This is a genomic window from Streptomyces sp. NPDC052701 (assembly GCF_040678355.1).
GTDB lineage: Bacteria > Actinomycetota > Actinomycetes > Streptomycetales > Streptomycetaceae > Streptomyces.
The window spans coordinates 450,091-470,450 of sequence record NZ_JBFATO010000001.1 but is presented as its reverse complement, the minus strand read 5'-3'; the positions used below and the strand labels follow the sequence as shown (position 1 = coordinate 470,450).

Sequence of the window (20,360 nt, the reverse complement as noted above, 5' to 3'; positions counted from 1 at the left end):
GGGGCCTGGATCAGGACATGGCGGCGAGGCTCTGGGCGTGGTGGCGCTCCAGGAGGCCCTGTACCACCTCGCGCATGTAGGCGCAGTAGCCGGGCGACATCACCTGGATCGAGCCGTTCTCCTCCTCCAGCGCGCCGGCGGAGCCCCCCGAGCAGGTGCCCTGCAGCTCGCAGCCCTGGCAGCCGGGGCCGTTGGTGTAGGCCCGCATGCCGTAGTCCTGGTAGGCGGGGGAGGAGAAGATGCCGCGCCAGTCGTCGATGGTGCCCAGCTTGCGGGCGGTGGCCTTGCAGGCGAAGACGCTGCCGTTGGGCTCGATGGAGAGCTGGCGGCCGACCGCCGGGCAGGTCTTGTAGTCGGCCTGCTCGGCCCACTTGCCCTCGTCGATGATCATCTGGAAGGTCTGGTACCAGTAGCCGCTGAGCTGCACGCCGCGCTCGCGCCCGTAGTCGACGGCGGCCAGCAGCCGCTGCGCCACGTCGTGCGGGCTGTGCCGGTCGAAGAACTCCTTGGCCTGGAACGACACGATCACGTCCAGGGTGTCCAGACCGGCCTCGGCGACGAAGTCGATCAGCGGGGTGCCCCACTTGTCCCAGGTGTACTGCGAGAGCACCGAAGTGATGCTGACCGGGACGCCCGCGGCCTTCATGTCGAGGATCGCCTTGCGGACCACCGCCCACGGGGTGCGCTGCTGCTGCCCGCCGCGGAACTCGCCGGTCTCCGGGACCAGGTAGTCGATGGAGACGGTGGTGTCGACGCGGTGCCGGGCCAGGGCCGCCAGCAGTTCGTCGTCGATACGGGAGCCGTTGCTGGTCAGGTCGTAGGAGAGGGTGACCCCGTCGTGGCGGTCGCCGAAGGTGCGCAGCACGTGCAGGATGGTGCCGCGCGCCAGGGTGGGCTCGCCGCCGAAGAACGACACCGTCAGGTGGCCGCCGCCGTTGGCCTTGCGCAGCTCGATGGCCTCCTTGATGGTCTTCTCGGCCACCTCGCGCGACATGTGCATCGAGGGGTTGCGGGCCTCGTTCGAGCCGTGGTTCCAGTCGCCCCGGGCGAGGGTGGGGCCGGAGTCCTGGCGGGCGGGGGCCGCGTCCTCGCGCGAGCGGCGCAGTTCGACCAGGACCGGACCGGGTTTGACCGACTCGCCGGAGGTGTTGCGCTCCTCGACGCCGCCGTCGAAGTTGTACGCGAAGCAGCCCTGGCAGGAGAAGTTGCAGGCGTTGGTGAGCACGAGCTGGATGGAGGAGTGGAACACGCCGGTGCCGAGCGCGCTCCGCCGGCTCTCCAGCAGGCCGTCGATCTCCCGGGCCTCGTCGTGCCCCGCCTCGACGAGGAACCGGGCCTCGACGAGGTCGCGCAGCGAGTCGTCGCCGACCCGCTCCCGCAGCCGGTCCCAGCTGATGCCCCGGTCCGCCTCCTTGAGGAGTTCGACGATGTCCCGGTCGATCAACCGCGCATTTCCGAAGAGTGAATGAAAGGCCATGGTTTGCTCGTCTCCCTCATAGGAGTCGAGCCGGCCTCCGAACGACGTGAAATCACGATCTCCCGTCGCCCGCAACGTGCGGACATAGCGCGAGGACTGGTACACCGAATTCTGCATGCTGAAGATTTCTCCCTGCGTCTTGCGACTTCCGACGCGGCGGACGGCGCGCTCCGGGCGCGCGGCGTGCGGCACGGCGCCGGTGGAAAGGACCGGGAGCGGGGCCGTTGGACGCGGCCCGGTCTCGCCTCCGGGCCCGGCCCGCCCTGCAGACCGGGGCCCGGCCCGTGAGCGGGGCCCCGGAGAACCTCAGCCCTTAGGCCGACGTACACTCTTCCCGCTGCTCAGCGGGGACCGAGACGACCTCCGCCTGCTTGCGGGCGGGCGTGATGGTCGGGGCGTTGCCCTTGTCCGGCGAGACGAACGCGCACGGACGGGACGACGCGGTGACCGCGGGACGGGCGACCTTCTTGACTTCGGCCATGTGGCCTCCTCAGTAGGTGCGACACACAACGCGCCCCACTGAAGCAGAAGAAAGAGACACCCAAGAAGACTTCAACCGGTCACGCTTGGAAAAGCGCACCGCTCCGCGGGTTTCCCGGCTTAATCGATCTCCCGTCATTCGGTATTTTCCGCTCCCGTCTGCCGATTCACCCGCACGCCCCTCATGATCCGGCGCGACCGGGCGCGCCGCCGGGCACTCCCCCAATACGCGCGCACGCACTGCATTCCGGACATGAACGGGCGGATACGGTGTCCGGGGGCCGGGCCTGCGGGTCCCGCGGGTCTCGCGGGTCTCGCGGGTCTCGCGGGTCGTCCACGGCGGGGAAGCCGACGGCCGTACGCGCGTTCGCGGCGGGGGAGCCGACGGCCGTACGCGCGTTCGCGGAGCAGAAGCCGACGGCCGTACACGCGCCCGCGGCGGGGAAGCCGCGGGCGTACGCGCGTTCACGGCGTCCGGCCCGGCCGAATCGCCGACACGGCCGAATCGCCGGCACGGCGGAGCCGGACCGGGGCGCCGCCCGCGCGAACGGCCCGGCGTTGCGTCGCTGCGATCCGGATCGCCTTGCCCGGTCGGTGAGTCCGTCCGCGAAGCGCTCACCGCCCGGGCTCCGGGCCGTCTCCGCGAAGGTGCGGCAGCCGGAGCCCGGGCGATCGGCGGCACCGGGCAGGGCGCGCATCCGGCCGGGCGTGAAGCGGCGGGCTCCGCGTGGCGGAACCCGCCCCGCGGCCCTCTCCCCTCGCGGAGCCCGGCCGGGCCGGGGGCACGGGGCTCCGAGGAGCGCGGGGAGGCACCGCGGTGCCGCTCTCCCGGACCGGAGGTTCACCGGTGGCGTCCGGTCGCGGCGAACGTTCTCGGCCGAAGGTGTCCCGCAACGGCGCCCCCGCGCCACGGACGACCTGTCTCCCGCCGGCACCCGTCCGTCCGGTTCCCCCGGCCGGGAGGCAGGCGCCGTCCCGCGTTTCCCCTGGAGAAAGGGGGTCCTTCTCTTCCCGCCGGCGGAACGATCACCCCCATTTCCCCGGACGGCCGGCCGCGCCCTCCCCGGCGCCTCGCTGCACGGATCCGGCCATCCGTGAAGGGCCCTTGTGGCGCCTGTTCGGGCGTGATTAAGCTCCCGGTCGTTTCACCTCCCCCACACTTCCCGCACGGTTTCGCCAAATCGGTGAGGTGCTCCGTGGAACGGCCAGTGTCGACCGCACGACCGTCCCACCACCGGGCGGGATCACGTGACTTCCGGCTCCTGTGGGGGGCCAGCGCCGCCGACGGGGTCGGCAGCCAGGCCTCCGGCGCCGTGCTCCCCCTGCTCCTCCTGGGACTGGGCCACTCGGCCCAGGCCGTCGGCCTGGTCGCCGGTGTCTCCACCGCCGTCGGGCTCCTCCTCGGCCCGCTCGTCGCCGTCCCCGCCGACCGGGGCGCGCGCAAGCGCGTGATGCTCGCCTCCGCGTCCGTCTCCGCGCTCGCCATGGGCTGCGTGGCCCTGGCCCTGGCCACCGGCAGGCCGCCCCTGGGGCTGATCCTCGCCGCCCTCCTGGTCGAGCGGTTGGCGACCGCCTGCTTCGAGGCGGCGGGGCGCGGGACGGTCGCGCTGATCTGCCCGGGGCCCGAGCAGCCCCGGGCGATCGCCCGGCTCACCGCCGCCGACCAGGGCGCGCTGGTCGTCGGCCCGGCGCTGGGCGGTCTCCTCTACCAGGCCGCCCGCGCGCTTCCGTTCCTCGCCGACGCCCTCTCCTACGTCGTCAGCGCCCTGTGCGTGCGGGCCATGCGCGCGGACCTCGGCGCGCCGGCGCCGCGGGAGCGCGGCGAGGGACTGCTGCGGGAGGGCGCGGCCGGGCTGCGGCTGGTGCGTTCCTCCCCGCTGCTGCGGCTGGTCCTGGTGTGGAGCGCCACCGTCAACGTCGTCGTGGTGGCGCTGTACTACGGAGCCGTCTTCACCCTCCAGCGCGCCGGCCACGGCGGCGCCGTGCTGGGTGTGGTCCTGGCCTTCTCGGGCGCCGCCGGCCTGGCCGGGGCGCTGGCCGCACCCCGGGTGGCGAAACGTTTCGGCGGCTCGCGGGTCGTGACCGGCGTGACCTGGCTGCTCGTCCCCCTCGCCGTCGCGCTCGCCACCGTCACGGGAGCGTGGGCGTACGGGCTGCTGTTCGCTCTGGTGTGCCTGCTGATGCCGCTCGCCTCCGTGGTGCTCCAGGCCCGGGCCCTGCAGACCACCGCGCCCGCGCTCCAGGCCCGCACCGGTGCGGTCCTGGCCACCGCGGCCACGGGTGCCGCCGCCCTGGCCCCCGTCCTCGCCGGCGCCCTCGCCGACCGGGTCTCCACCGCCGCGCCCGCGGCCGTCTGCGGTGCGGCCCTGGCCGTCCTCGCGGTCCACACCTCCCGGCGCCCGGTGCGCGGTGCCCTCGCGGCGGGGGCGGCCGGATGACCGGCGGCTACCAGGTGTACCGGGCCGCCCTGCCGGAGGTGTGCGCCGCCGACCCGGCCAAGATGGTCTTCACCGCCGACGCCGATGGCCGTTGCGAGGTGTTCACCTGGGACGCCGCCGCCCGCCGCGCCCGGCAGGTCACCCGGCGCCCCCGGGGCACCCTGCACGGCGCCATCGACCGGGACGCGCACGTGTGGTGGTTCGACGAGGACGAACACGGTTCGGGACACTGGCGGTTCCAGCCCTTCACCGGCGGCCCCGACCGGCCCGGGCTGACGGACGTCCCGCCCGGGCTCCCCCGGGGCCTCGCGGTGAGCGACCGCGCCACCGTCGCCGTCGCGCTCGGGGACGGGCACGCCACCACCGTCCACGTGGGCCCGCGCGGCGGCGCGGCCCGCACGGTGGCCCGGACCGACGGCCACGCCACGCTCACCGGCATCACGCCCGGGGGCCGGCTGCTCGCCCTCGCCGGTGCCGGCGCCGTCACCGTCCTCACCGGCGAGGGAGCCGTACGGGCCGTCCTGCCCGACGGCGGCGACACCGGCCGGCTGTGGTCCCTGGGCTTCTCCCCCGCCGGCGACGACGGGGAACTCCTCCTCGTGCGCGAGTGCGAGGACCGCTACGTCCTGGCGACCTGGCGGCCCGGCACCGGACTGAGCACCCACGAGTGGTGCGCCTTCGACACCGAGATCACCGCCCGCTGGGACGGGGACGGCCGCTCCGTCCTGGTGCGCCAGGACCGCCACGGGCGCTCCGCCCTGCACCGCGCCGACCTCGCCGCACGCACCCTCGTCCCCGTCCCGACCCCGCCGGGCACCCTCCTGGACGCGGCCACCCGGCCCGGGGGCGACCTCCACTACCTCTGGACGGCCACCGGCCACCCGCCCCGGCTGCGCTCCACGCGCGGCACCGCCCTGCCCGTGCTGCCCACCGTCGCCGGCCGGGTCCCCGGCACCCACCGGGACGTGTGGACACCCGGACCGGACGGGCCCGTGCACACCCTGCTCAGCCTGCCCGACGCACCGCGCGGCCCGCTCCCCGCGGTGTTCCTGGTGCACGGCGGGCCCGCCGACCACGACCGCGACGCCTACGACGGCGTCGTGCACTCCCTGGTCGCCTCCGGTTTCGCCGTCGTCCGCGTCAACTACCGCGGCTCCACCGGGTACGGGCCGCGCTGGCGGCGCGCCTTCGGCCGGGGAGTGGGCCTCACCCAGGTCGAGGACCTGGCCTCGGTCCGGGCCGACCTCGTCGCCCGCGGGCTGATCCGCGCGGACGCCGTGGGGCTGTGGGGCACCTCCTGGGGCGGCTACCTCGTCCTGCTCGCCCTCGGCACCCGCCCCGGCCTGTGGCAGGCGGGGGTCGCGGTCAAACCGGTCGCCGACTGCGCGGCCGCCCACCGCACCACCACCCCGGCCCTGCGCGCCCTGGACGAGCGGCTGTTCGGCGGCACGCCCGACGAGGTCCCCGAGCGGTACGCGCGCAGCTCACCGATCCACTACGCCGCCGCGGTCCGCGCCCCGCTGCTGGTGGCCGCCGCCACCCACGACGCCAAATGTCCCCCCGGCCAGGTCCGCGGCTACCTCGCCGCGCTGCGCGCCGCCGGGGTCCGGCACGAATCGCTGTGGCTCGACTCCGGCCACGACGGCTACGACGGCCACGACCACGTCACCGTGCTGCGCCGGGCCGTGGTCTTCCTCGACCGGGAACTGCGCGGCCCGGCACGCCGCCCCCAGACGCCCCGCTCCGCCCGGAGCGGGGAGCACCGCACCGCCGAACGCACCACGGAGAGGAGAAGGCCCCATGCAGAAGGACATCATCCACAACGACCCGCTCGCGGGTGACGAGGAGAACCGCAAGCCGAGCGTCGGCATCACGGTCACCGTCCCGTTCCGCAACGCCGAGGACACGGACGAGGACTGATCCCCGCCGGCCGGCCCGGTGATGCACCGCCGGGCCGGCCGGTCCCCCATCCCCGAGGAGCCGACATGCGTGTCCTGCTGGTCAACATGCCCTGGTCGCCCATCGACCTCCCGTCCCTCGCGCTGGGAATCCTCAAACGGAGCGTGGACGAGCGTGTGCCCGGCGCCGAGGCCGAGGTCCTGCACGCCAATCTCGAATTCACCGACTGGATCACCGCGCGTACCGAGTTCACCGGCGACGACTACGAGTACTACGCCCTGTCGTCCTACTTCATGGGCTGCGGCGACTGGGTGTTCTCCTCCGCCCTCCACGACGACCCGCACTGGCGCGAGGAGGAGTTCACCGCGGTGATGCGCGGGAAACTCAAGAAGTCGCGCATGGCCATGACGCGTGCGCTGCACCGGGTGGTCCCGGAGTTCGTCGACGAGATCGCGCGGCGGATCGTCGCGCAGGCGCCCGACGTCGTCGGGTTCACCTCCACCTTCCAGCAGAACACCGCGGCGCTCGCCGCCGCCCGGCACGTCAAGCGGCTCGCCCCGCACATCGTCACCGTCATGGGCGGGGCCAACTGCGACGGGGCGCAGGGCGCCGCCGTGCACCGCAACTTCCCCTTCGTCGACCACGTCGTGCGGGGAGAGGGCGAGGCCGCCTTCCCGCAGCTGCTCACCGCGCTCGCCGACGGCTCGGACCTCCGCGAAGTGCCCGGCCTGTGCCACCGGGGCCCCGGCGGGGAGAGCCGCGCCAACCCCATGGCCGCCCGCCCGCTGCCGCCCGCCGCGATCCTGCCGCCCGACTACAGCGGCTACTTCGAGCGCCTGGCCGCCTCCGTCGCCCGCAACTGGGTCGAGCCCAAACTGGTCGTCGAGGGCGCCCGCGGCTGCTGGTGGGGCGAGAAGCACCACTGCACCTTCTGCGGGCTCAACGGCTCGTTCATGGAGTTCCGTTCCAAGAGCCCGGACACCTTCTACGAGGAGATCGTCGAACTGGCGCGCCGCCACCGGGTCCTGGACATGTACGTCGTCGACAACATCCTCGACATGGGCTATCTGACGACCGTGCTGCCCCGGATCATCGACAGCGGGTACGACCTGCGGCTGCACATCGAGATCAAGGCCAACATGCGCCGCGCCCAGCTCCGTACCCTCGCCGAGGCGGGGATGATCTACGTCCAGCCCGGTATCGAATCGCTCAACCACCGGGTCCTGGACCTGATGGACAAGGGCGTCAGCGGCTGCCAGAACGTGCGGATGCTCCGCGACGGCGCCGAGACCGGCCTGTCCGTCGCCTGGAACTACCTCCACGGCTTCCCCGGCGAGAGGGCCCAGGACTACGAACCGGTGATCGCCCAGATACCGGCGCTGGAACACCTCGACCCGCCGGTCGACCTGTCGGCCCGGATCGCCATCGAGCGCTTCAGCCCGTACTTCGAGCGGCCCGAACTCGGCTTCACCGGCCTGCGGCCCGAGGAGCACTACCGCTTCACCTACGACCTGCCGGAGGAGGAGCTGTACGACCTCGCGTACGTCTTCGAGGCACCGGAGCGAGGCATCGGCGAGCCGACCGTCACCGCGCTCAACGACGCGCTGGCCGCCTGGAAGAAGCACCACGCCGACGCCCGGCTGACCCATGCCGACCTGAGCGACCGGATCGTCCTGGTCTCCCGGCGCCGCGCCTTCGACTGGCGGACGATGGAGCTCACCGACCCCTTCGAGCAGGCCGCCTTCCGCCTCCTCGACCAGCCGCACACCACTGCCGCCCTCACCCGCAAGGCCGCGCGCAAGGCGCCCGGGGCCGCCCGTGACGAGGCCGGCGTGCAGCGGCTCCTGGACTCCTGGACCGCTCTCGGGCTGGTCTTCACCGACGGCGGGCAGTACGTCCACATCGCCCCGGCCGCCGTCAACGAGGACCTGCTGCGGCTGGACTTCATGCGCCACGCCCACGCGGCGGAGCCCGCGCCCGCCGAGCCCGCCGCCGAGCCCGTCCGCGCATGACCGCGTCCCGAGGAGGAGCACATCCATGAGCACCACCCTGAGCCCGCCCGCCGTCCTCGCCTGGCGCGACTACGACCCCGCCGCCTGCGAGCTGCCCGGCATGTTCCTGGGCGAACTCGCCCTGTCCGGCCCGCTGGAGGGCGAGAGCGAACGGCTCTGGCGGCTCGGTGCCCGGCGCGTACGGCTGCCCGGGACCGTCGACCTCGCGGGCGGCACGGGCCCCGGGCGGGCCGCCGGGGTGGTGGCCGCGCTGAGCCTGGTGCGGGACCTGACCGCGCGGGCCGTCCTGGTCGAGTGGGACCTCCGCCTCGACCCGGCGGCGGCCGCGGACGACTGGCAGGTCCTCAGCCACCTGCAGCCGCCCCGGCGCGTCGAGGGCCTCGCCGGGTCCGGCGAGGCCCTGCGCGCCTGGCGGCGGGGGCACTACCTGTGCAAGTGCCTGTGGCGCAAGGGGCCCGGCTTCGTGCAGATCCGGGACCGCCGCTGGGGGGAGCTGCGCCGCTTCACCGCCGACGAACCGGAGTACGAGCGCACGATCGAGCGCCTGGCGTACGGGGCGCCGGCGGACTCCGTGCCGGCCGCCGTCCTGGAGGACTTCCGCGGCGAGAAACTCGTCCTCGACGTCGGTCCGCTCGCCTGGTGGGTGCCGTACCGGATCAGCCGCTGGCTCCAGGAGTCGATGACCATCTGACGCCGCGTCCCGGCCGCTCGCACGGCCGAAGTCCGGGCGGGCCCCTCGACCGGGTGCCCGGCCCCGGGGCCCGGAGGTGCGCGGGAGCACCCCGGGCCCTCCCGCTCACCGGGGCGGCGGCGCGGTGCGGCGGCGCGGGCGGCCCACGGGACGGGCGCGGGTCAGGACCGGACGATCCGGCGCACGTTGTCCACGGAGCCGCAGCCGGACTTCAGCTGGCGCTCACGCTCCTCCAGGAAGGCCGCGCCCAGCTCCTCCCGCCGCCGCATCGCCACGTTCTCCCGCGCTCCGTTGAGGATGGTGCGCTCCTCCTCGTCGGCGTGGTGGGTGACGGCCTCCACGAGCGCCTCCAGCTTCGAGTCCCACTCCTCGGAGCCGATCTCCTCCACCTCCAGGAGGTCCAGGAGGGCCTGGTTGCCCTCGTCGTGCTCGTGCTCGCCGTGCTCGACCTCTTCGTCGTCGATGTTCTTGTACCGCTTGAGGGCGGGGTAGACCTCGGACTCCTCGGCCAGCGCGTGCGCGATCAGCAGGTCCGCGAACTCCCGCAGCGCGGCCGCCCGGTCGGCTTCGACGCTTCGCATCTGGCGGAAGAGGTCCTCCATCCGCCGGTGGTCCTGGAGAATGAGCTCGACGACGTCTCGGGTCTCGGCCATGGAACAGATGCGCCTTTCGTACGAGGGGATCGGGCCCCTTCCGCTTACCCCCTTCCCGCCGTTTCGAGCGCTTCCCGTCCCGCCGATTCGAGCGCTCCCGGCCTCATGGCCACCGCCGTCGGCGAGTTCCGGTCAGGAGCGCCTCATGGCCGCCGCCGTCGGCGAGTTCCGGTCAGGAGCGCCTCATGGCCGCCGCCGTCGGTGGGTTCCGGTCAGGAGCGGCCTCGGGCGGAGGCCCATGCGGCGTTCCCCGCGGCCACGGACGCGCCGCCCGCTCCGGGCCGGAGGCGGGCGGCGCGCGGGCCGCCGCCGGTCGCCGCGGCCGTGGAACCCGGGCCGTCCGTGCACCGCGGCCGCGGGCGGGGCCGCTCCACGTGCGGTGGGGACGGACGTCCCGGCGGACGGCCGGGCCGGCTGCCGCCCCGGGCGCACGGTCCTCCTTGGCGAGGAGGGGGACGGTTCGGCGTTCCGGTCCGAACCACATGGCGCGCCGGGCCGGGCGGCACGACAGCACGGTTTCCGAAGGGCTGTCCGGGGCGCCGCACCCGCCCGGCGCGCCCGTGCCCGGCGTGCCCGGCGGCCCCGCGCCCTTGCGCACGACGATCCCCTCGTCCCCGAAGGGCGGGCGCACCAGGGCGGACGGGCGGGGGCACCGGCGCACCGCCGTCCCGGCGGCATCGGCTCCGGGCGGCGGCGGACCGCGCCTCCGGCCGTGTGGACGGACGGGCCGGCGCTCTGCCGCGGACCACGTCGCGCTGTCTCGTACTCGCCCCTCGCCGCGGCCGTCGCGGGGCGAGTCGTGCGCGGGGCCTTTACGGGCCCGGCCACAGGCGGTAAGCAGCTGGACAACGTTGTCAGACACGGGCGGAGGACCATGCCGACTCCAGATCCGCGCGCAATGCGAAAAGTCCTGCTGCTGTTGATCACCGTACTGGGCGTCCTGGCCGCCGCGGTGTCGCCGGCACCGGCGGCCGATGCGGCCGGACGGCAGGCGGGACAGGACAGAAGATGGCCGGTCACCCGGCCCGGCACCGCACCGGAGGACCGGCTGACGGCCACGGTCGACCTCGACGGCTCCGACGGCACCCTCTCCCTCTCGGTGCGCCGCGGCTCCGTCACGCTCCTCCAGCCCGCTCCCCTGGGCATCGTGACCGAGGCGGCCGACCTGACGTCCGGGCTGCGGCCGGCCGGGAGCCTGACCCGGCAGGTCACCGAGCACTACAGGACCACCACCGGCAAACAGCGCGAGCGCTCGGCACGGATGACGCAGACCACCCTGTCCTTCACCGGCGAGGGGGGCGCCCGGCTCGACGTCGTGGTGCGGGTCGCGCAGGACGGCGTCGCCTACCGCTACGTCCTGCCGGAGCGCCGGGAGGTGGCCGTCCTGCGGGAGGCGTCGGCCTTCCGGCTCCCGGACTCCTCGCGCGCCTGGCTCAAGCGGTACACCGTCAACTACGAACGGCCCCACACGGAGACCACCGCCGCGGGGGCCGAGTCCGGTGAGTACGGCTATCCCTCGCTCTTCGAGGTCGGTGACGACCTCGTCCTGCTCACGGAGTCGGACGTCGACGGGCGTTACGCCGGCAGCCGCCTGGCGCACCGGGAGGGGAGCGCCTCGTACGGCGTCGAACTCGCCGACCCGCGGATCACCGCGCCCGGCCCCCTCGCGACGCCGTGGCGCACGGCGATCATCGGTGATCCGGCCACGGTCGCCGAGTCGACCCTCGTCGACGATCTGGCTCCCCGCTCCCGTATCGGCGACACCTCGTGGATCCGCCCGGGCCGCGTCGCCTGGTCCTGGCTGGCCGGATTCGCGGCTGCCCAGCGCGACCTGGACACGCAGAAGCGCTTCGTCGACTACAGCGCCGCCCACGGCTGGGAGTACACGCTGGTCGACGACGGCTGGAAGACCACCGACTGGATGCCCCGGCTCATCGAGTACGCCCAGCGCCGCGGCGTGAAGATCCTGCTGTGGATGCACTGGACCGATCTCGACACCGCCGCCGAGCGCGAGGAGACCCTGTCCCGGGTCCGGGGGTGGGGTGCCGCCGGGCTGAAGATCGACTTCATGGACTCCGACTCCCAGGCGCGCCTGCGCTGGTACGACGAGGTCCTCCGGGCCACCGCCGAGCACCGGCTGCTCGTCAACTTCCACGGCTCGACCCTTCCGCACGGCATCCAGCGCACCTGGCCGCACGTGATGACGATGGAAGCGGTCTACGGGGCCGAACAGGGCGACGTGGCGCGTGAGGACATCGCCACGTTGCCGTACACGCGCAATGTCGTCGGCTCCATGGACTACACCCCCATGGGCCTGCAGTTCGGGCGGCGCAACCTCACCGACGCCGCCGAACTCGCGCTGTCCGTGGTCTACGAGTCGGGCCTCCAGCACTACGCCGGCTCGGTCGAGACCTACCGGGAACGACCGCAGCTGGAACGTTTCCTGGAGCAGGTGCCCACCGTCTGGGACGAGACGCGCCTGCTGTCCGGCGGTCCCGGGGACGGGGCGGCGTTCGCGCGGCGGCACGCGGACCGCTGGTTCCTGGGCGGGGTCTTCGCCGACGGCCCGGCCACGCGGCGGATCGCCCTGGACTTCCTTCCGGAAGGGCGCTGGCGGGTGGAGACCGTCCGCGACGGGCAGGACGGGCTCGTCCGTGACAGCCGGGTCGCCCGCCGCGGGGACGTGCTCGAGATCCCGGTGGCCGAGGGCGGCGGGTTCGCCGGGCTCGTCTGCCGGGACGGGCCGGGACGCACGACGTGCGACGAGCCGGTGCGGCGCCTCCCGCTGACCGTCCTGACGGCGCGTGCGGACAGGTCCCAGGCCGACCCCGGCACCGTGGTGGAGGTCGACGCCCGCTACCTCGTCGAGGAGTTCGGTCCCGTCGAGGACGTCACGCTGGGGGTGACCGTGCCGAAGGGGTGGACGGTCGACGGGGCGGGTGCCGAGGCGGGCGAACTGCCGACGGGACGGCCGCTCGGCACGCGCTGGCGGGTGCGGATCCCGCAGGACGCGGCCCACGGGTACGGCGACGTCGTGGTGAGCGCCCGGTACGCCGTCCCCGGCGCCGCGGCCACCGCGCCGCGCCTGCGCTCGGACAGGACGCTGCGCGTCTTCGTGTCGCCGCCGGGTGTGGACTACGTCAGCGACCTGGCCTTCGCCGCCGAACGCAACGGCTGGGGTCCGGTGGAGCGCGACACGTCGAACGGCGAGAGCGGCCGCGGTGACGGAGGGCCGCTGCGCATCCGCGGAACCGCGTACGACAGGGGCCTCGGGGTGCACGCCGAGTCCGAGGTCTCGCTCGACGTCTCCGGCGGGTACGAGAGGTTCACCGCGCGGGTGGGCGTCGACGACGAGGCCGGCGGGGCGGGCACGGTCGCCTTCGAGGTGATCGGCGACGGGCGGACGCTGGCCCGCACCGACGTGCTGACCGGTTCCGGCCCCGCCGTGGCCCTGGACGTGGACGTCACCGGCGTGCGACGGCTCACGCTGCGCGTCTCCGACGGCGGCGACGGCGTCGACTTCGACCACGCGGACTGGGGCGACGCCCTTTTGCGCACGGCGGACTGAGGACCGGTCCGGGGCCGGGAGCCGCCGTGGCGCGGTTCACATCCCGCGCGGAAAGAGAACCTCTTAGTTTATGGTTCAACTGTGCGCGGGTGCGGAGGGGACAGTGCCCCCGGGCCCCACCCCTCGCCCGTGGGGAAGATCGCTCGGCTGAAACTCCACGGAGCCGCTGGCCGCGAGGCGACCGCCCTCCGCACCCGCCCCCGACCGCCCCGGCCGGCCCTCCCCCGAGCCGGTCGGGGCTTCCGCGTCCGCGGCGGCTTCGCCGGGAGCGGGCCGGCGGCGCCTCACTCCCCCGCCCGGCGTCCTGCGCGTGCGCCGGGCACGCCCGTCACGCGGGAGCCGGCTCGTACGTCCAGCGCAGCAGCGCGCCGAGGCCTCCCGTCGGAAGGTCCGGGCCCTCCTCGTCCGAGGGAGGAACGATCAGTACGTCGGCGGCCGTGACCGCCGCCACCCGGAGCAACGCGTCGTCGGCCCGCACCGGGACCGGGTCGCTCCCGCCCAGGGTCTGCACCTCGGCGCGGCGCACCGCCACCTGTTCGGGCTCGTCGCCCACCCATGTCTCACGGGTCAGCTCCGGCCCGTCGGGCCGGACGAGCAGCGTCTCGATGCGGTGCTCCCGAGCGGCCTCCACCAGGGCCGGGAGTCCCTCCACCGCGTCCGTCGGCCGGTCGGTTCCCACCCGTCCGGCGCGGAAGCGGTCGAGGACCTCCTCGACGCGGCGGCGCCTGTGCTGCCGCCGGGCCTCCTCGATGGCCTCCTCCAGCGCGGAGGACTCGGAACCGGCGGCGCGGCCGCCGTGCTCCGTCTCGACCGTGACCTCGCGGACGGCCTCGGGGAGCCTCTCGTGCACGGCGGGCCGTTCCCGGGGGTCACCCACCAGGACGACCAGGTCGGCTCCGGACTCCTCGTACGCCGAGGCGAGCGCTTCGGCGATCTCGCCGGCGTTGCGCTCCCAGGTGTTCTCGACCTTGAGCTGGAAGTGCCGCTCGTTCCACTGGGCCGAGCCCGTACGGTGAACCGGATGCCGTTCCCCCTCGACGTGCCCGGCGTCCTGCGGGCCGGCCGCGCCGCGGAGCTGGAAGTCGGCGCCGGTCCGGTCGATGTACGCCACGAGGCAGACGGGGTCCTGGCCGGACAGTTCCAGCAGAGGCGTCAGACGGGGCAGCGGAGCCCAGGAGGCGATCTGGCCCTGCGGCGGCCGGGAGAGACGGTGGCTGAGCACCACTTCCCCTCCGGTGGCGAAGAAGACCCGGCCGGCGGGGTCCTCCGCGGGCGTGACGGCCGTCAGGGCGACGCGCAACGCCTCGACGGTCGCCGCGTCGGCGCCTTCCTCCTCCAGCGTCCGGCAGACCTGCCGTACGGACAGCTCGCGCTGCTTGGCCCCCGTCTCGTCGTTGTGAGCGGGATCGAAATACACGGTCGCCCACGGTCCGCGTCGATCGAAGAGCGGCTGCAGGAATGACAGGTGCATGCTTTCTCCTGTTTCTTCCCTCTTCCTGGGATTCGTCCCCCGTGGCGGGCCGAGTGCCCGGCGTGCGGCGCCGGACACGCGGCGGACGCCACCGAATCGGAACCGCGCCCTCCGCCGGTACGCACGACCGCCCGGGGACCCCCGGACGGTCCGGTCGGGTCCTGGGGCGCCGTCAAGTCCGGGGGCGCAAACAGGTCCGGGGGCGCCGACGGGTCCGGGGGCGCGAACAGCTCCGGGGGCGCCGTCGGGCCCGGGGCGCGAAGGCGACCACCGGGTCCGCCCGCGGCGACCGCGGGCGGTTCCGCCGACGGTCCTCCGCGCGCCGCCACCCCGCCTCACCCCGGCCCGCCCGGGAAACGGCACCCGCCCTCACGAGCCCGGCGACACCGCCGGCACCGGCTGCCGCCCCGTCCCCTCCCGTCCCGCAGCGGCGGGAGCACGGGACGCACGCGCGGTGCGCGCCGCACGGTCCCGTCGGCGGGGGGCACTGCGCTCAGGGGCGAGGACGCAGGGTCCCGTTCCCCGGGGGAGGGGACCCGCCGATGCTGGTGATCAGTTCGGTGCACAGGTCGCGGAGCTTGACGTTGCGGCGCTGGGAGGCTCTGCGCAGAAGGTCGAAGGCTTCGTGGGCGGGGCAGCGCTGCTGGCCCATGATGACGCCGATGGCCTGGTCGATGACGCTGCGGGACTCCATCGCCGTCTGCAGGTCGGCGGCGTACTGCCGGGTGTCGGCGATGCGCTGGGCCACGGCGACGGCACCGGTGGCCTGGGCGGCCAGCATGCGCAGGCTGTCGAGATCGACGTGGGCGAAGCCGTGCGGTTCGGGGAAGTACAGGTTGAGCGCGCCGGCGGTGTGGGTGTGGGCGGCGATCGGCAGCGACACGGAGGAGTGCGTCCCGAAGGAGGCGGCGTAGGCCGGGTAGGACCCCCAGCGCTGCTCGGCCAGCATGTCGCAGACCATGACTTCCTCGCCCTTGCGCAGCGCCTGGAGGCAGGGGCCGTCGTCCTGCCCGTACTGCGCTTCGTCGAGGTCGCAGGCGTTGGCTCCGGCGCTGGCCACGGTCAGCGGCCGGTGCTGCCGCTCCAGGGTGATGCCCGCCCCGTGCGCGGTCGGCGTCAGCGTCAGCGCGCTCTCCGTGAGGGCGTGCAGGAACTGTTCGAGGGATTCGGTGCTCAGGAGCAGGGAGGTCACGTCCGGCAGGCCGGGCGACGGGTCGGTCACGAGGGGACTTCCTTCCGGGCGGTGAGGCCCGGGGCATCGGATGTGCCGCCGGGGAGGCCGGACTCCGGACGGAGGCGTGTCCCCGGCGGGGCCGGCGGCCCGCGTCCCGAGGGTCACGGAGGTGACGGCCGCTCCTGCCACTATGCGCCCTGCCCGGCCCGCCGGTCACCCCTCCGCGCCCGTGCGCGCGGTCTCCGGCCGGCGCGCGTCTGCGCCGGCCCGTGCCCGGTCTCCCCGCCGGCCGTCGCCCGGACCGGTCCGCCCACCCCTTGTGAACGGGGTGAGGGAGCGGCCCGGTCGCGGGGACCGGCGAGGCGTCAGCCGGTGGAACGGGGCTGAGCGGGATTCTCGGGCGCCCCGTGGGAGGGCGGATTCATCGCCGGTCCCGACGTGACGGGCGAGACCGCGGAGCCGGTGTCGGCCGCAGGCGCGTGCTCGGGAGCGGGCGCGAGGGGCGAACCACCCGACGGCTCCGCTCCCTCCCGCAGTTCCTCGAGCCGGGTCCGGAGCACCTGCAGGACGGGAAGCCGGTTGCCGTGCGCCTCCTCGTAGGCGAGCACCGCGCGCAGCCCCGCCTCGTCGAGCGTCCGGACGCGGTGCTGGAGACTGCCCAGCGGAAGATGGTCGTAGTCCGGCAACGGCAGCGCCTGGTGCTGGGGCGCCTTCGCCTCCGTCTTCTCCTCGGACATGCGGACGTCCTTTCTACGTCGCCCCTGCCGGCACGGGCGGACCGTCCGGGCCGGCGGGTGAGTGGAGGGTCGGCCCGCGATCCGACGGGGGCCGGCCGGCTCGTGGAACGGCCTACGGCGACCCGCACCGCCCCTGGGCACCCTCCGGGTAACAACAACGAGGCAAGTCCCGCGTCCCAGCCCGCCCAAACCTCCCTCCGGTCCCCTTTCGCGCTTTCACGGCAGGGCCCTGCCCCTGGGGGCAGGGCCCTGCCCCTGGTGAGCGGGCCGATGACCGCCCGCGCGCGGGAGGAGCGCCGGTGGACCGGCGATCTCGCCGCACGGGGTGAGGAGGCGTGCCGCCGCTTCGCGCCGGCGGCTCCCGGTCAACGGCCGGGGGCGGCCTTGCGGGGAAGGGGCCCGACACCGGCGCGGCGGCCGGGGCGGAGGGCGGCGTGACGCTGCCCGGGGCCGAGGCCGCCGCGGGCGGCGAGGGCGTCGGCGACGGCACCGGCGACGAAGGCGTAGACGGTCTTGTGCAGGACGTCCACGACGAGTTCCTTGCGGGGCCAGGTCTGGGGCGGGGCGCCGACACCGGTCGCGTTCTCGAGGATCTGGTCGCTGGTGAGGCGGACGACGGTGAACTTGGCGGAGGCGACCGGCCCGCGCAGCCCGGCCTGGGCCATGACCGACCGCAGTACGCCGAGGAGGGCGGCCTGGCCGTAGTGCATGGCCCAGTTGACCGGCAGCGGCTGTCTGCCGGGGCGTTCGGGCAGGCCGGTCAGCCGCTGGAGGACCCGGGCGGGCACATGGGAGTCGGGCCGGCCCGTGACGGCCTGCTCGATCTTCTCCCCGAGGGTCATCGCGAGGCCCCCGGCCGTACCGGCGGCCAGTCCCTGCCACAACGCGCGCCTGATCATGCCCGGCGAGTACCCGCTGTCGGCGTTTCACTCGCCCAGCCGGGGCGGGTGGCCCGGCCGGTGGCCGTCCGTGGCGGACCGGCCGGGGGCCGCAGGCGGACGCGCTCGGCCCGGCCGCGGCCCGGAGGGGAGGACCGGGAAGGCCGTGTCCGGGTGGGCGGGCCGTCCGCCGGTCATGGCGTGCGCCGGGGCGGCGGGGACGCTGTCGGCACCGCCGTGCGGACGGGCTCGGAGCAGCGGTCCGTCCGGGGGCCGTCGGCGGCGCGGCGAGGTGGCCGGGACCGCTCCCGGTCCGCGTCGGACGGGGTGAGAGGATGGCCGGTATGGACATCCGCCGCAGGAACAACGTGACAGTGACCGGCCCGGCCGACGCACCGGTGGTGGTCTTGGCCCACGGGTTCGGCTGCGACCAGAACATGTGGCGCCTGGTCGTGCCGGCGCTGGCGGAGCGGTACCGGGTGGTGCTGTTCGACTACGTCGGCTCGGGCGGATCCGACCTGTCCGCGTGGAGCGAGGAACGGTACTCCTCGCTCCACGGCTACGCCCGGGACGTCGTCGAGGTCTGCGAGGAGCTGGACCTCCGGCAGGCGGTGTTCGTGGGGCACTCGGTCAGCGCCATGGTCGGGGTGCTGGCCGCGGAGGCCGCGCCGGAGCGGATCGGGGCGCTGGTGATGGTGGCCCCCTCGCCCTGCTACATCGACGACGACGGCTACCGCGGAGGCTTCACCGCGGAGGACATCGACGAGCTGCTGGCCTCCCTGGAGGCGAACTACCTGGGCTGGTCGTCCGCCATGGCCCCGGTGATCATGGGCAATCCGGAGCGGCCGGAGCTGGGCCAGGAGCTGACCAACAGCTTCTGCGCCACCGACCCCGACATCGCCCGCGTCTTCGCCCGCACCACCTTCCTGACCGACAGCCGCGCGGACCTGAAGAGCGTGACCGTGCCGACCCTGGTGCTGGAGTGCTCCCAGGACGCCATCGCACCCCGCGAGGTCGGCGCCTACGTCCACGCCGCGATTCCCTCCTCCCGCCTGGTCACCCTCGACGCCACCGGGCACTGCCCGCAGCTGAGCGCGCCGGAGGCCACCACCGAGGCGATCCTCGCCTTCCTGGACTCACGGCGGTGATGTGCCGCACGGGCGGCGTGCCGGAGCCGGCCGACACCGGGGACGAGGCAAGCACGAACGCCGCCTTCACCGCGTTGCTGGAGGACAGCGCGGAAGACCTGTACGAATCGGCACCCTGCGGTTACCTGTCCACGATGATGGACGGCACCATCGCCAAGATCAACACGACGTTGCTGAACTGGCTCGGCCTCGAGCGCGAGAGCACGGTGGGCCGCAAGCGCTTCCCCGATCTGCTGACCGTCGGCGGCAAGCTGTACCACGAGACGCACTTCGCGCCGCTGCTCCGCATGCAGGGCGAGCTGCGCGGCATCGCCCTGGAGATGAAGGTCCGAAGCGGCGGCCGGCTGCCGGTGCTGGTCTCCTCCGTGGTCAAGCACAGCACGGAGGGCGAGCCGCTGCTGATCCGCACCACCGTCTTCGACGCCTCCGACCGGCGCGCCTACGAGGAGGAGCTCCTGCGCCGCCGTCAGGAGGCCGAGCAGGCACGCGCCGAGGCCGAGCGGGCGCGCCTGGAGGCGGAGGAGGCCCGCCGGCAGGCCGAGACCGACCGGGCCCGGCTGGCCGACGCGCTCGCCGTGCTGCAGCAGTCCCTCGTGCCCACGTCGCTGCCCGCCGTGCCGGGGCTGGAGACGGCCGTCCACTACCACACGGCCTCTCCCGACCGGCTCGGCGGAGACTTCTACGACCTGTTCTCCGTCGGCGGCGACCGGTGGGCGTTCTTCCTCGGTGACGTGTGCGGCAAGGGGCCCGAGGCCGCCTCCCTCACCTCGCTGACCCGCTACACCCTGCGTGCCGCCGCCCACCACGACCCCGACCCCGCCGCGGCCCTGACCACGCTGAACGCCGTGCTGCACGAGCGGTACACCGCCAGTGGCAACCCCCGCTACTGCACGTGCATCTTCGGGACCGTCGAGCCCGGTGCCGACCACGGGCACATGACCGTCCGCCTGGCTTCCGGCGGCCACCCCCCGGCGCTCCTTCTGCGGGCCGAGGGCCACGCCGAATTCCTGCCCACCCCCGGCGGCATGCTCGTCGGCGTCCTGCCCTCCGCCCCGGTCGGCACCGCGCAGGCCACCCTCGCCCCCGGCGACACGCTGCTGCTCTACACCGACGGCCTCACCGAGGCCCGCACCGGCCCCGGCCGCGGCGACCTGTACGGCGAGGACGCCCTGTACGCCTTCGCCACCGACCGCGCCCCCGCCCCGCCCCGCCAGGTGATCACCGCACTGACCGGACTGCTGGAGAGCTTCGGCGACGGCCTGGACGACGACACCGCCCTGCTCGCCCTCGGCGTCCCCGCCACCCCCTCCCCCGTCCGCCCGGCAACGAACCGCCCGCGATGAGCCCGCTGAACATCACCCACCGCGACACCGCCGCCGGCCCCGTCCTGCACGTGGCCGGCGAACTCGACTACGACCAGGCCGGCGCCCTGCGCCAGGAGGTCGGCGGCCTCCCGCTGAGCCCGGGTCAGTGCCTGGTCGTCGACCTGTCCGGTCTCGAGTTCTGCGACTCCACCGGCATCACCGCCCTCCTCGCCGCCCGCCAGCACGCCCTGGCCGCCGGCGCGGGCATCGCCCTGGCCGCCGTACCCCCCAACCTCCTGCGGGTCCTCGCCGTCGTCGGCCTCGACCAGGTCTTCACCTTCCTTCCCGGGAGCACGGCCGGCCTCTGACCCGGGCCGTGCCCGCGGCGTCCGCTCCGGCCGCCCCGCATGCGCGCGGGCGGCCCGCACCG

Annotated in this window: 15 protein-coding genes; 8 read left to right on the top strand and 7 right to left on the bottom strand. The window is 74.5% G+C overall.

Going from position 1 to position 20,360, the window contains the following annotated elements; all coding sequences use genetic code 11:
• Window positions 1–10: 10 nt before the first annotated feature.
• On the bottom strand, window positions 11–1,477 hold the full coding sequence (locus AB0L29_RS01905; protein WP_365822274.1) for a radical SAM protein: 1,467 nt from the start codon (window positions 1,475–1,477) through the stop codon (window positions 11–13).
• 313 nt (window positions 1,478–1,790) lie between these two features.
• Entirely contained in the window at window positions 1,791–1,958 is a 168-nt protein-coding gene (locus AB0L29_RS01900; RefSeq protein ID WP_365822272.1) for a hypothetical protein, read from the bottom strand.
• 1,207 nt (window positions 1,959–3,165) lie between these two features.
• Between AB0L29_RS01900 and AB0L29_RS01895 the strand changes: the two genes are divergently transcribed.
• The 4 genes from AB0L29_RS01895 to AB0L29_RS01880 all read left to right on the top strand — a co-directional run bounded on the left by AB0L29_RS01895 (window position 3,166) and on the right by AB0L29_RS01880 (window position 8,997).
• Entirely contained in the window at window positions 3,166–4,395 is a 1,230-nt protein-coding gene (locus AB0L29_RS01895) for an MFS transporter (protein WP_365822270.1), read from the top strand.
• Complete coding sequence (locus AB0L29_RS01890) at window positions 4,392–6,236, top strand: alpha/beta fold hydrolase (RefSeq protein WP_365822268.1); 1,845 nt, start codon at window positions 4,392–4,394, stop codon at window positions 6,234–6,236. The genes AB0L29_RS01895 and AB0L29_RS01890 overlap by 4 nt, the downstream gene beginning before the upstream one ends.
• Window positions 6,237–6,380: 144 nt before the next feature.
• Complete coding sequence (locus AB0L29_RS01885; RefSeq protein WP_365822266.1) at window positions 6,381–8,306, top strand: RiPP maturation radical SAM C-methyltransferase; 1,926 nt, start codon at window positions 6,381–6,383, stop codon at window positions 8,304–8,306.
• Window positions 8,307–8,331: 25 nt separating this feature from the next.
• Window positions 8,332–8,997, top strand: coding sequence for a DUF5825 family protein (locus tag AB0L29_RS01880; protein WP_365822264.1), 666 nt, complete (start codon window positions 8,332–8,334; stop codon window positions 8,995–8,997).
• 161 nt (window positions 8,998–9,158) lie between these two features.
• Here the strand turns inward: AB0L29_RS01880 and AB0L29_RS01875 are convergent, their stop codons facing one another.
• Entirely contained in the window at window positions 9,159–9,650 is a 492-nt protein-coding gene (locus tag AB0L29_RS01875; protein ID WP_365822262.1) for a hemerythrin domain-containing protein, read from the bottom strand.
• 898 nt (window positions 9,651–10,548) lie between these two features.
• Here AB0L29_RS01875 and AB0L29_RS01870 point away from each other — a divergent pair.
• Complete coding sequence (locus tag AB0L29_RS01870; RefSeq protein ID WP_365822261.1) at window positions 10,549–13,218, top strand: glycoside hydrolase family 97 catalytic domain-containing protein; 2,670 nt, start codon at window positions 10,549–10,551, stop codon at window positions 13,216–13,218.
• Between the two features lie 328 nt (window positions 13,219–13,546).
• On the opposite strand, the gene AB0L29_RS01865 is transcribed toward AB0L29_RS01870, so the two are convergent.
• The 4 genes from AB0L29_RS01865 to AB0L29_RS01850 form a co-directional block, all read right to left on the bottom strand.
• Window positions 13,547–14,689: a Vms1/Ankzf1 family peptidyl-tRNA hydrolase gene (locus AB0L29_RS01865; RefSeq protein ID WP_365822259.1), complete on the bottom strand. Its 1,143-nt coding sequence runs from the start codon at window positions 14,687–14,689 to the stop codon at window positions 13,547–13,549.
• Window positions 14,690–15,182: 493 nt separating this feature from the next.
• Window positions 15,183–15,911, bottom strand: coding sequence for a GAF and ANTAR domain-containing protein (locus AB0L29_RS01860; RefSeq protein ID WP_365822257.1), 729 nt, complete (start codon window positions 15,909–15,911; stop codon window positions 15,183–15,185).
• 317 nt (window positions 15,912–16,228) lie between these two features.
• A complete protein-coding gene (locus AB0L29_RS01855) occupies window positions 16,229–16,600 on the bottom strand; it encodes a hypothetical protein (protein WP_365822256.1) in 372 nt (123 codons plus the stop codon).
• A 365-nt stretch (window positions 16,601–16,965) separates the two neighbouring features.
• The gene (locus AB0L29_RS01850; RefSeq protein ID WP_365822254.1) at window positions 16,966–17,499 is read right to left on the bottom strand and encodes a hypothetical protein; all 534 of its coding nucleotides are present in this window, start codon (window positions 17,497–17,499) and stop codon (window positions 16,966–16,968) included.
• Between the two features lie 323 nt (window positions 17,500–17,822).
• Between AB0L29_RS01850 and AB0L29_RS01845 the strand changes: the two genes are divergently transcribed.
• From AB0L29_RS01845 to AB0L29_RS01835, 3 genes are read left to right on the top strand one after another with little or no spacing between them, the layout of a single operon-like run.
• A complete protein-coding gene (locus AB0L29_RS01845; protein ID WP_365822252.1) occupies window positions 17,823–18,626 on the top strand; it encodes an alpha/beta hydrolase in 804 nt (267 codons plus the stop codon).
• Window positions 18,626–19,969 (top strand): SpoIIE family protein phosphatase, encoded by a 1,344-nt coding sequence (locus AB0L29_RS01840; protein ID WP_365822677.1) that lies wholly within the window; start codon window positions 18,626–18,628, stop codon window positions 19,967–19,969. The genes AB0L29_RS01845 and AB0L29_RS01840 overlap by 1 nt, the downstream gene beginning before the upstream one ends.
• Window positions 19,966–20,298 (top strand): STAS domain-containing protein, encoded by a 333-nt coding sequence (locus tag AB0L29_RS01835; protein ID WP_365822250.1) that lies wholly within the window; start codon window positions 19,966–19,968, stop codon window positions 20,296–20,298. The genes AB0L29_RS01840 and AB0L29_RS01835 overlap by 4 nt, the downstream gene beginning before the upstream one ends.
• The last annotated feature ends 62 nt before the right edge of the window (window positions 20,299–20,360 follow it).

Bases quoted from the DNA above. Each gene is read 5' to 3' on its own strand.
- AB0L29_RS01905 (WP_365822274.1), bottom strand. From the start codon at position 1,477: ATGGCCTTTCATTCACTCTTCGGAAATGCGCGGTTGATCGACCGGGAC.
- AB0L29_RS01900 (WP_365822272.1), bottom strand. From the start codon at position 1,958: ATGGCCGAAGTCAAGAAGGTCGCCCGTCCCGCGGTCACCGCGTCGTCC.
- AB0L29_RS01890 (WP_365822268.1), top strand. From the start codon at position 4,392: ATGACCGGCGGCTACCAGGTGTACCGGGCCGCCCTGCCGGAGGTGTGC.
- AB0L29_RS01885 (WP_365822266.1), top strand. From the start codon at position 6,381: ATGCGTGTCCTGCTGGTCAACATGCCCTGGTCGCCCATCGACCTCCCG.
- AB0L29_RS01880 (WP_365822264.1), top strand. From the start codon at position 8,332: ATGAGCACCACCCTGAGCCCGCCCGCCGTCCTCGCCTGGCGCGACTAC.
- AB0L29_RS01875 (WP_365822262.1), bottom strand. From the start codon at position 9,650: ATGGCCGAGACCCGAGACGTCGTCGAGCTCATTCTCCAGGACCACCGG.
- AB0L29_RS01870 (WP_365822261.1), top strand. From the start codon at position 10,549: ATGCGAAAAGTCCTGCTGCTGTTGATCACCGTACTGGGCGTCCTGGCC.
- AB0L29_RS01865 (WP_365822259.1), bottom strand. From the start codon at position 14,689: ATGCACCTGTCATTCCTGCAGCCGCTCTTCGATCGACGCGGACCGTGG.
- AB0L29_RS01855 (WP_365822256.1), bottom strand. From the start codon at position 16,600: ATGTCCGAGGAGAAGACGGAGGCGAAGGCGCCCCAGCACCAGGCGCTG.
- AB0L29_RS01850 (WP_365822254.1), bottom strand. From the start codon at position 17,499: ATGATCAGGCGCGCGTTGTGGCAGGGACTGGCCGCCGGTACGGCCGGG.
- AB0L29_RS01845 (WP_365822252.1), top strand. From the start codon at position 17,823: ATGGACATCCGCCGCAGGAACAACGTGACAGTGACCGGCCCGGCCGAC.
- AB0L29_RS01840 (WP_365822677.1), top strand. From the start codon at position 18,626: ATGTGCCGCACGGGCGGCGTGCCGGAGCCGGCCGACACCGGGGACGAG.
- AB0L29_RS01835 (WP_365822250.1), top strand. From the start codon at position 19,966: ATGAGCCCGCTGAACATCACCCACCGCGACACCGCCGCCGGCCCCGTC.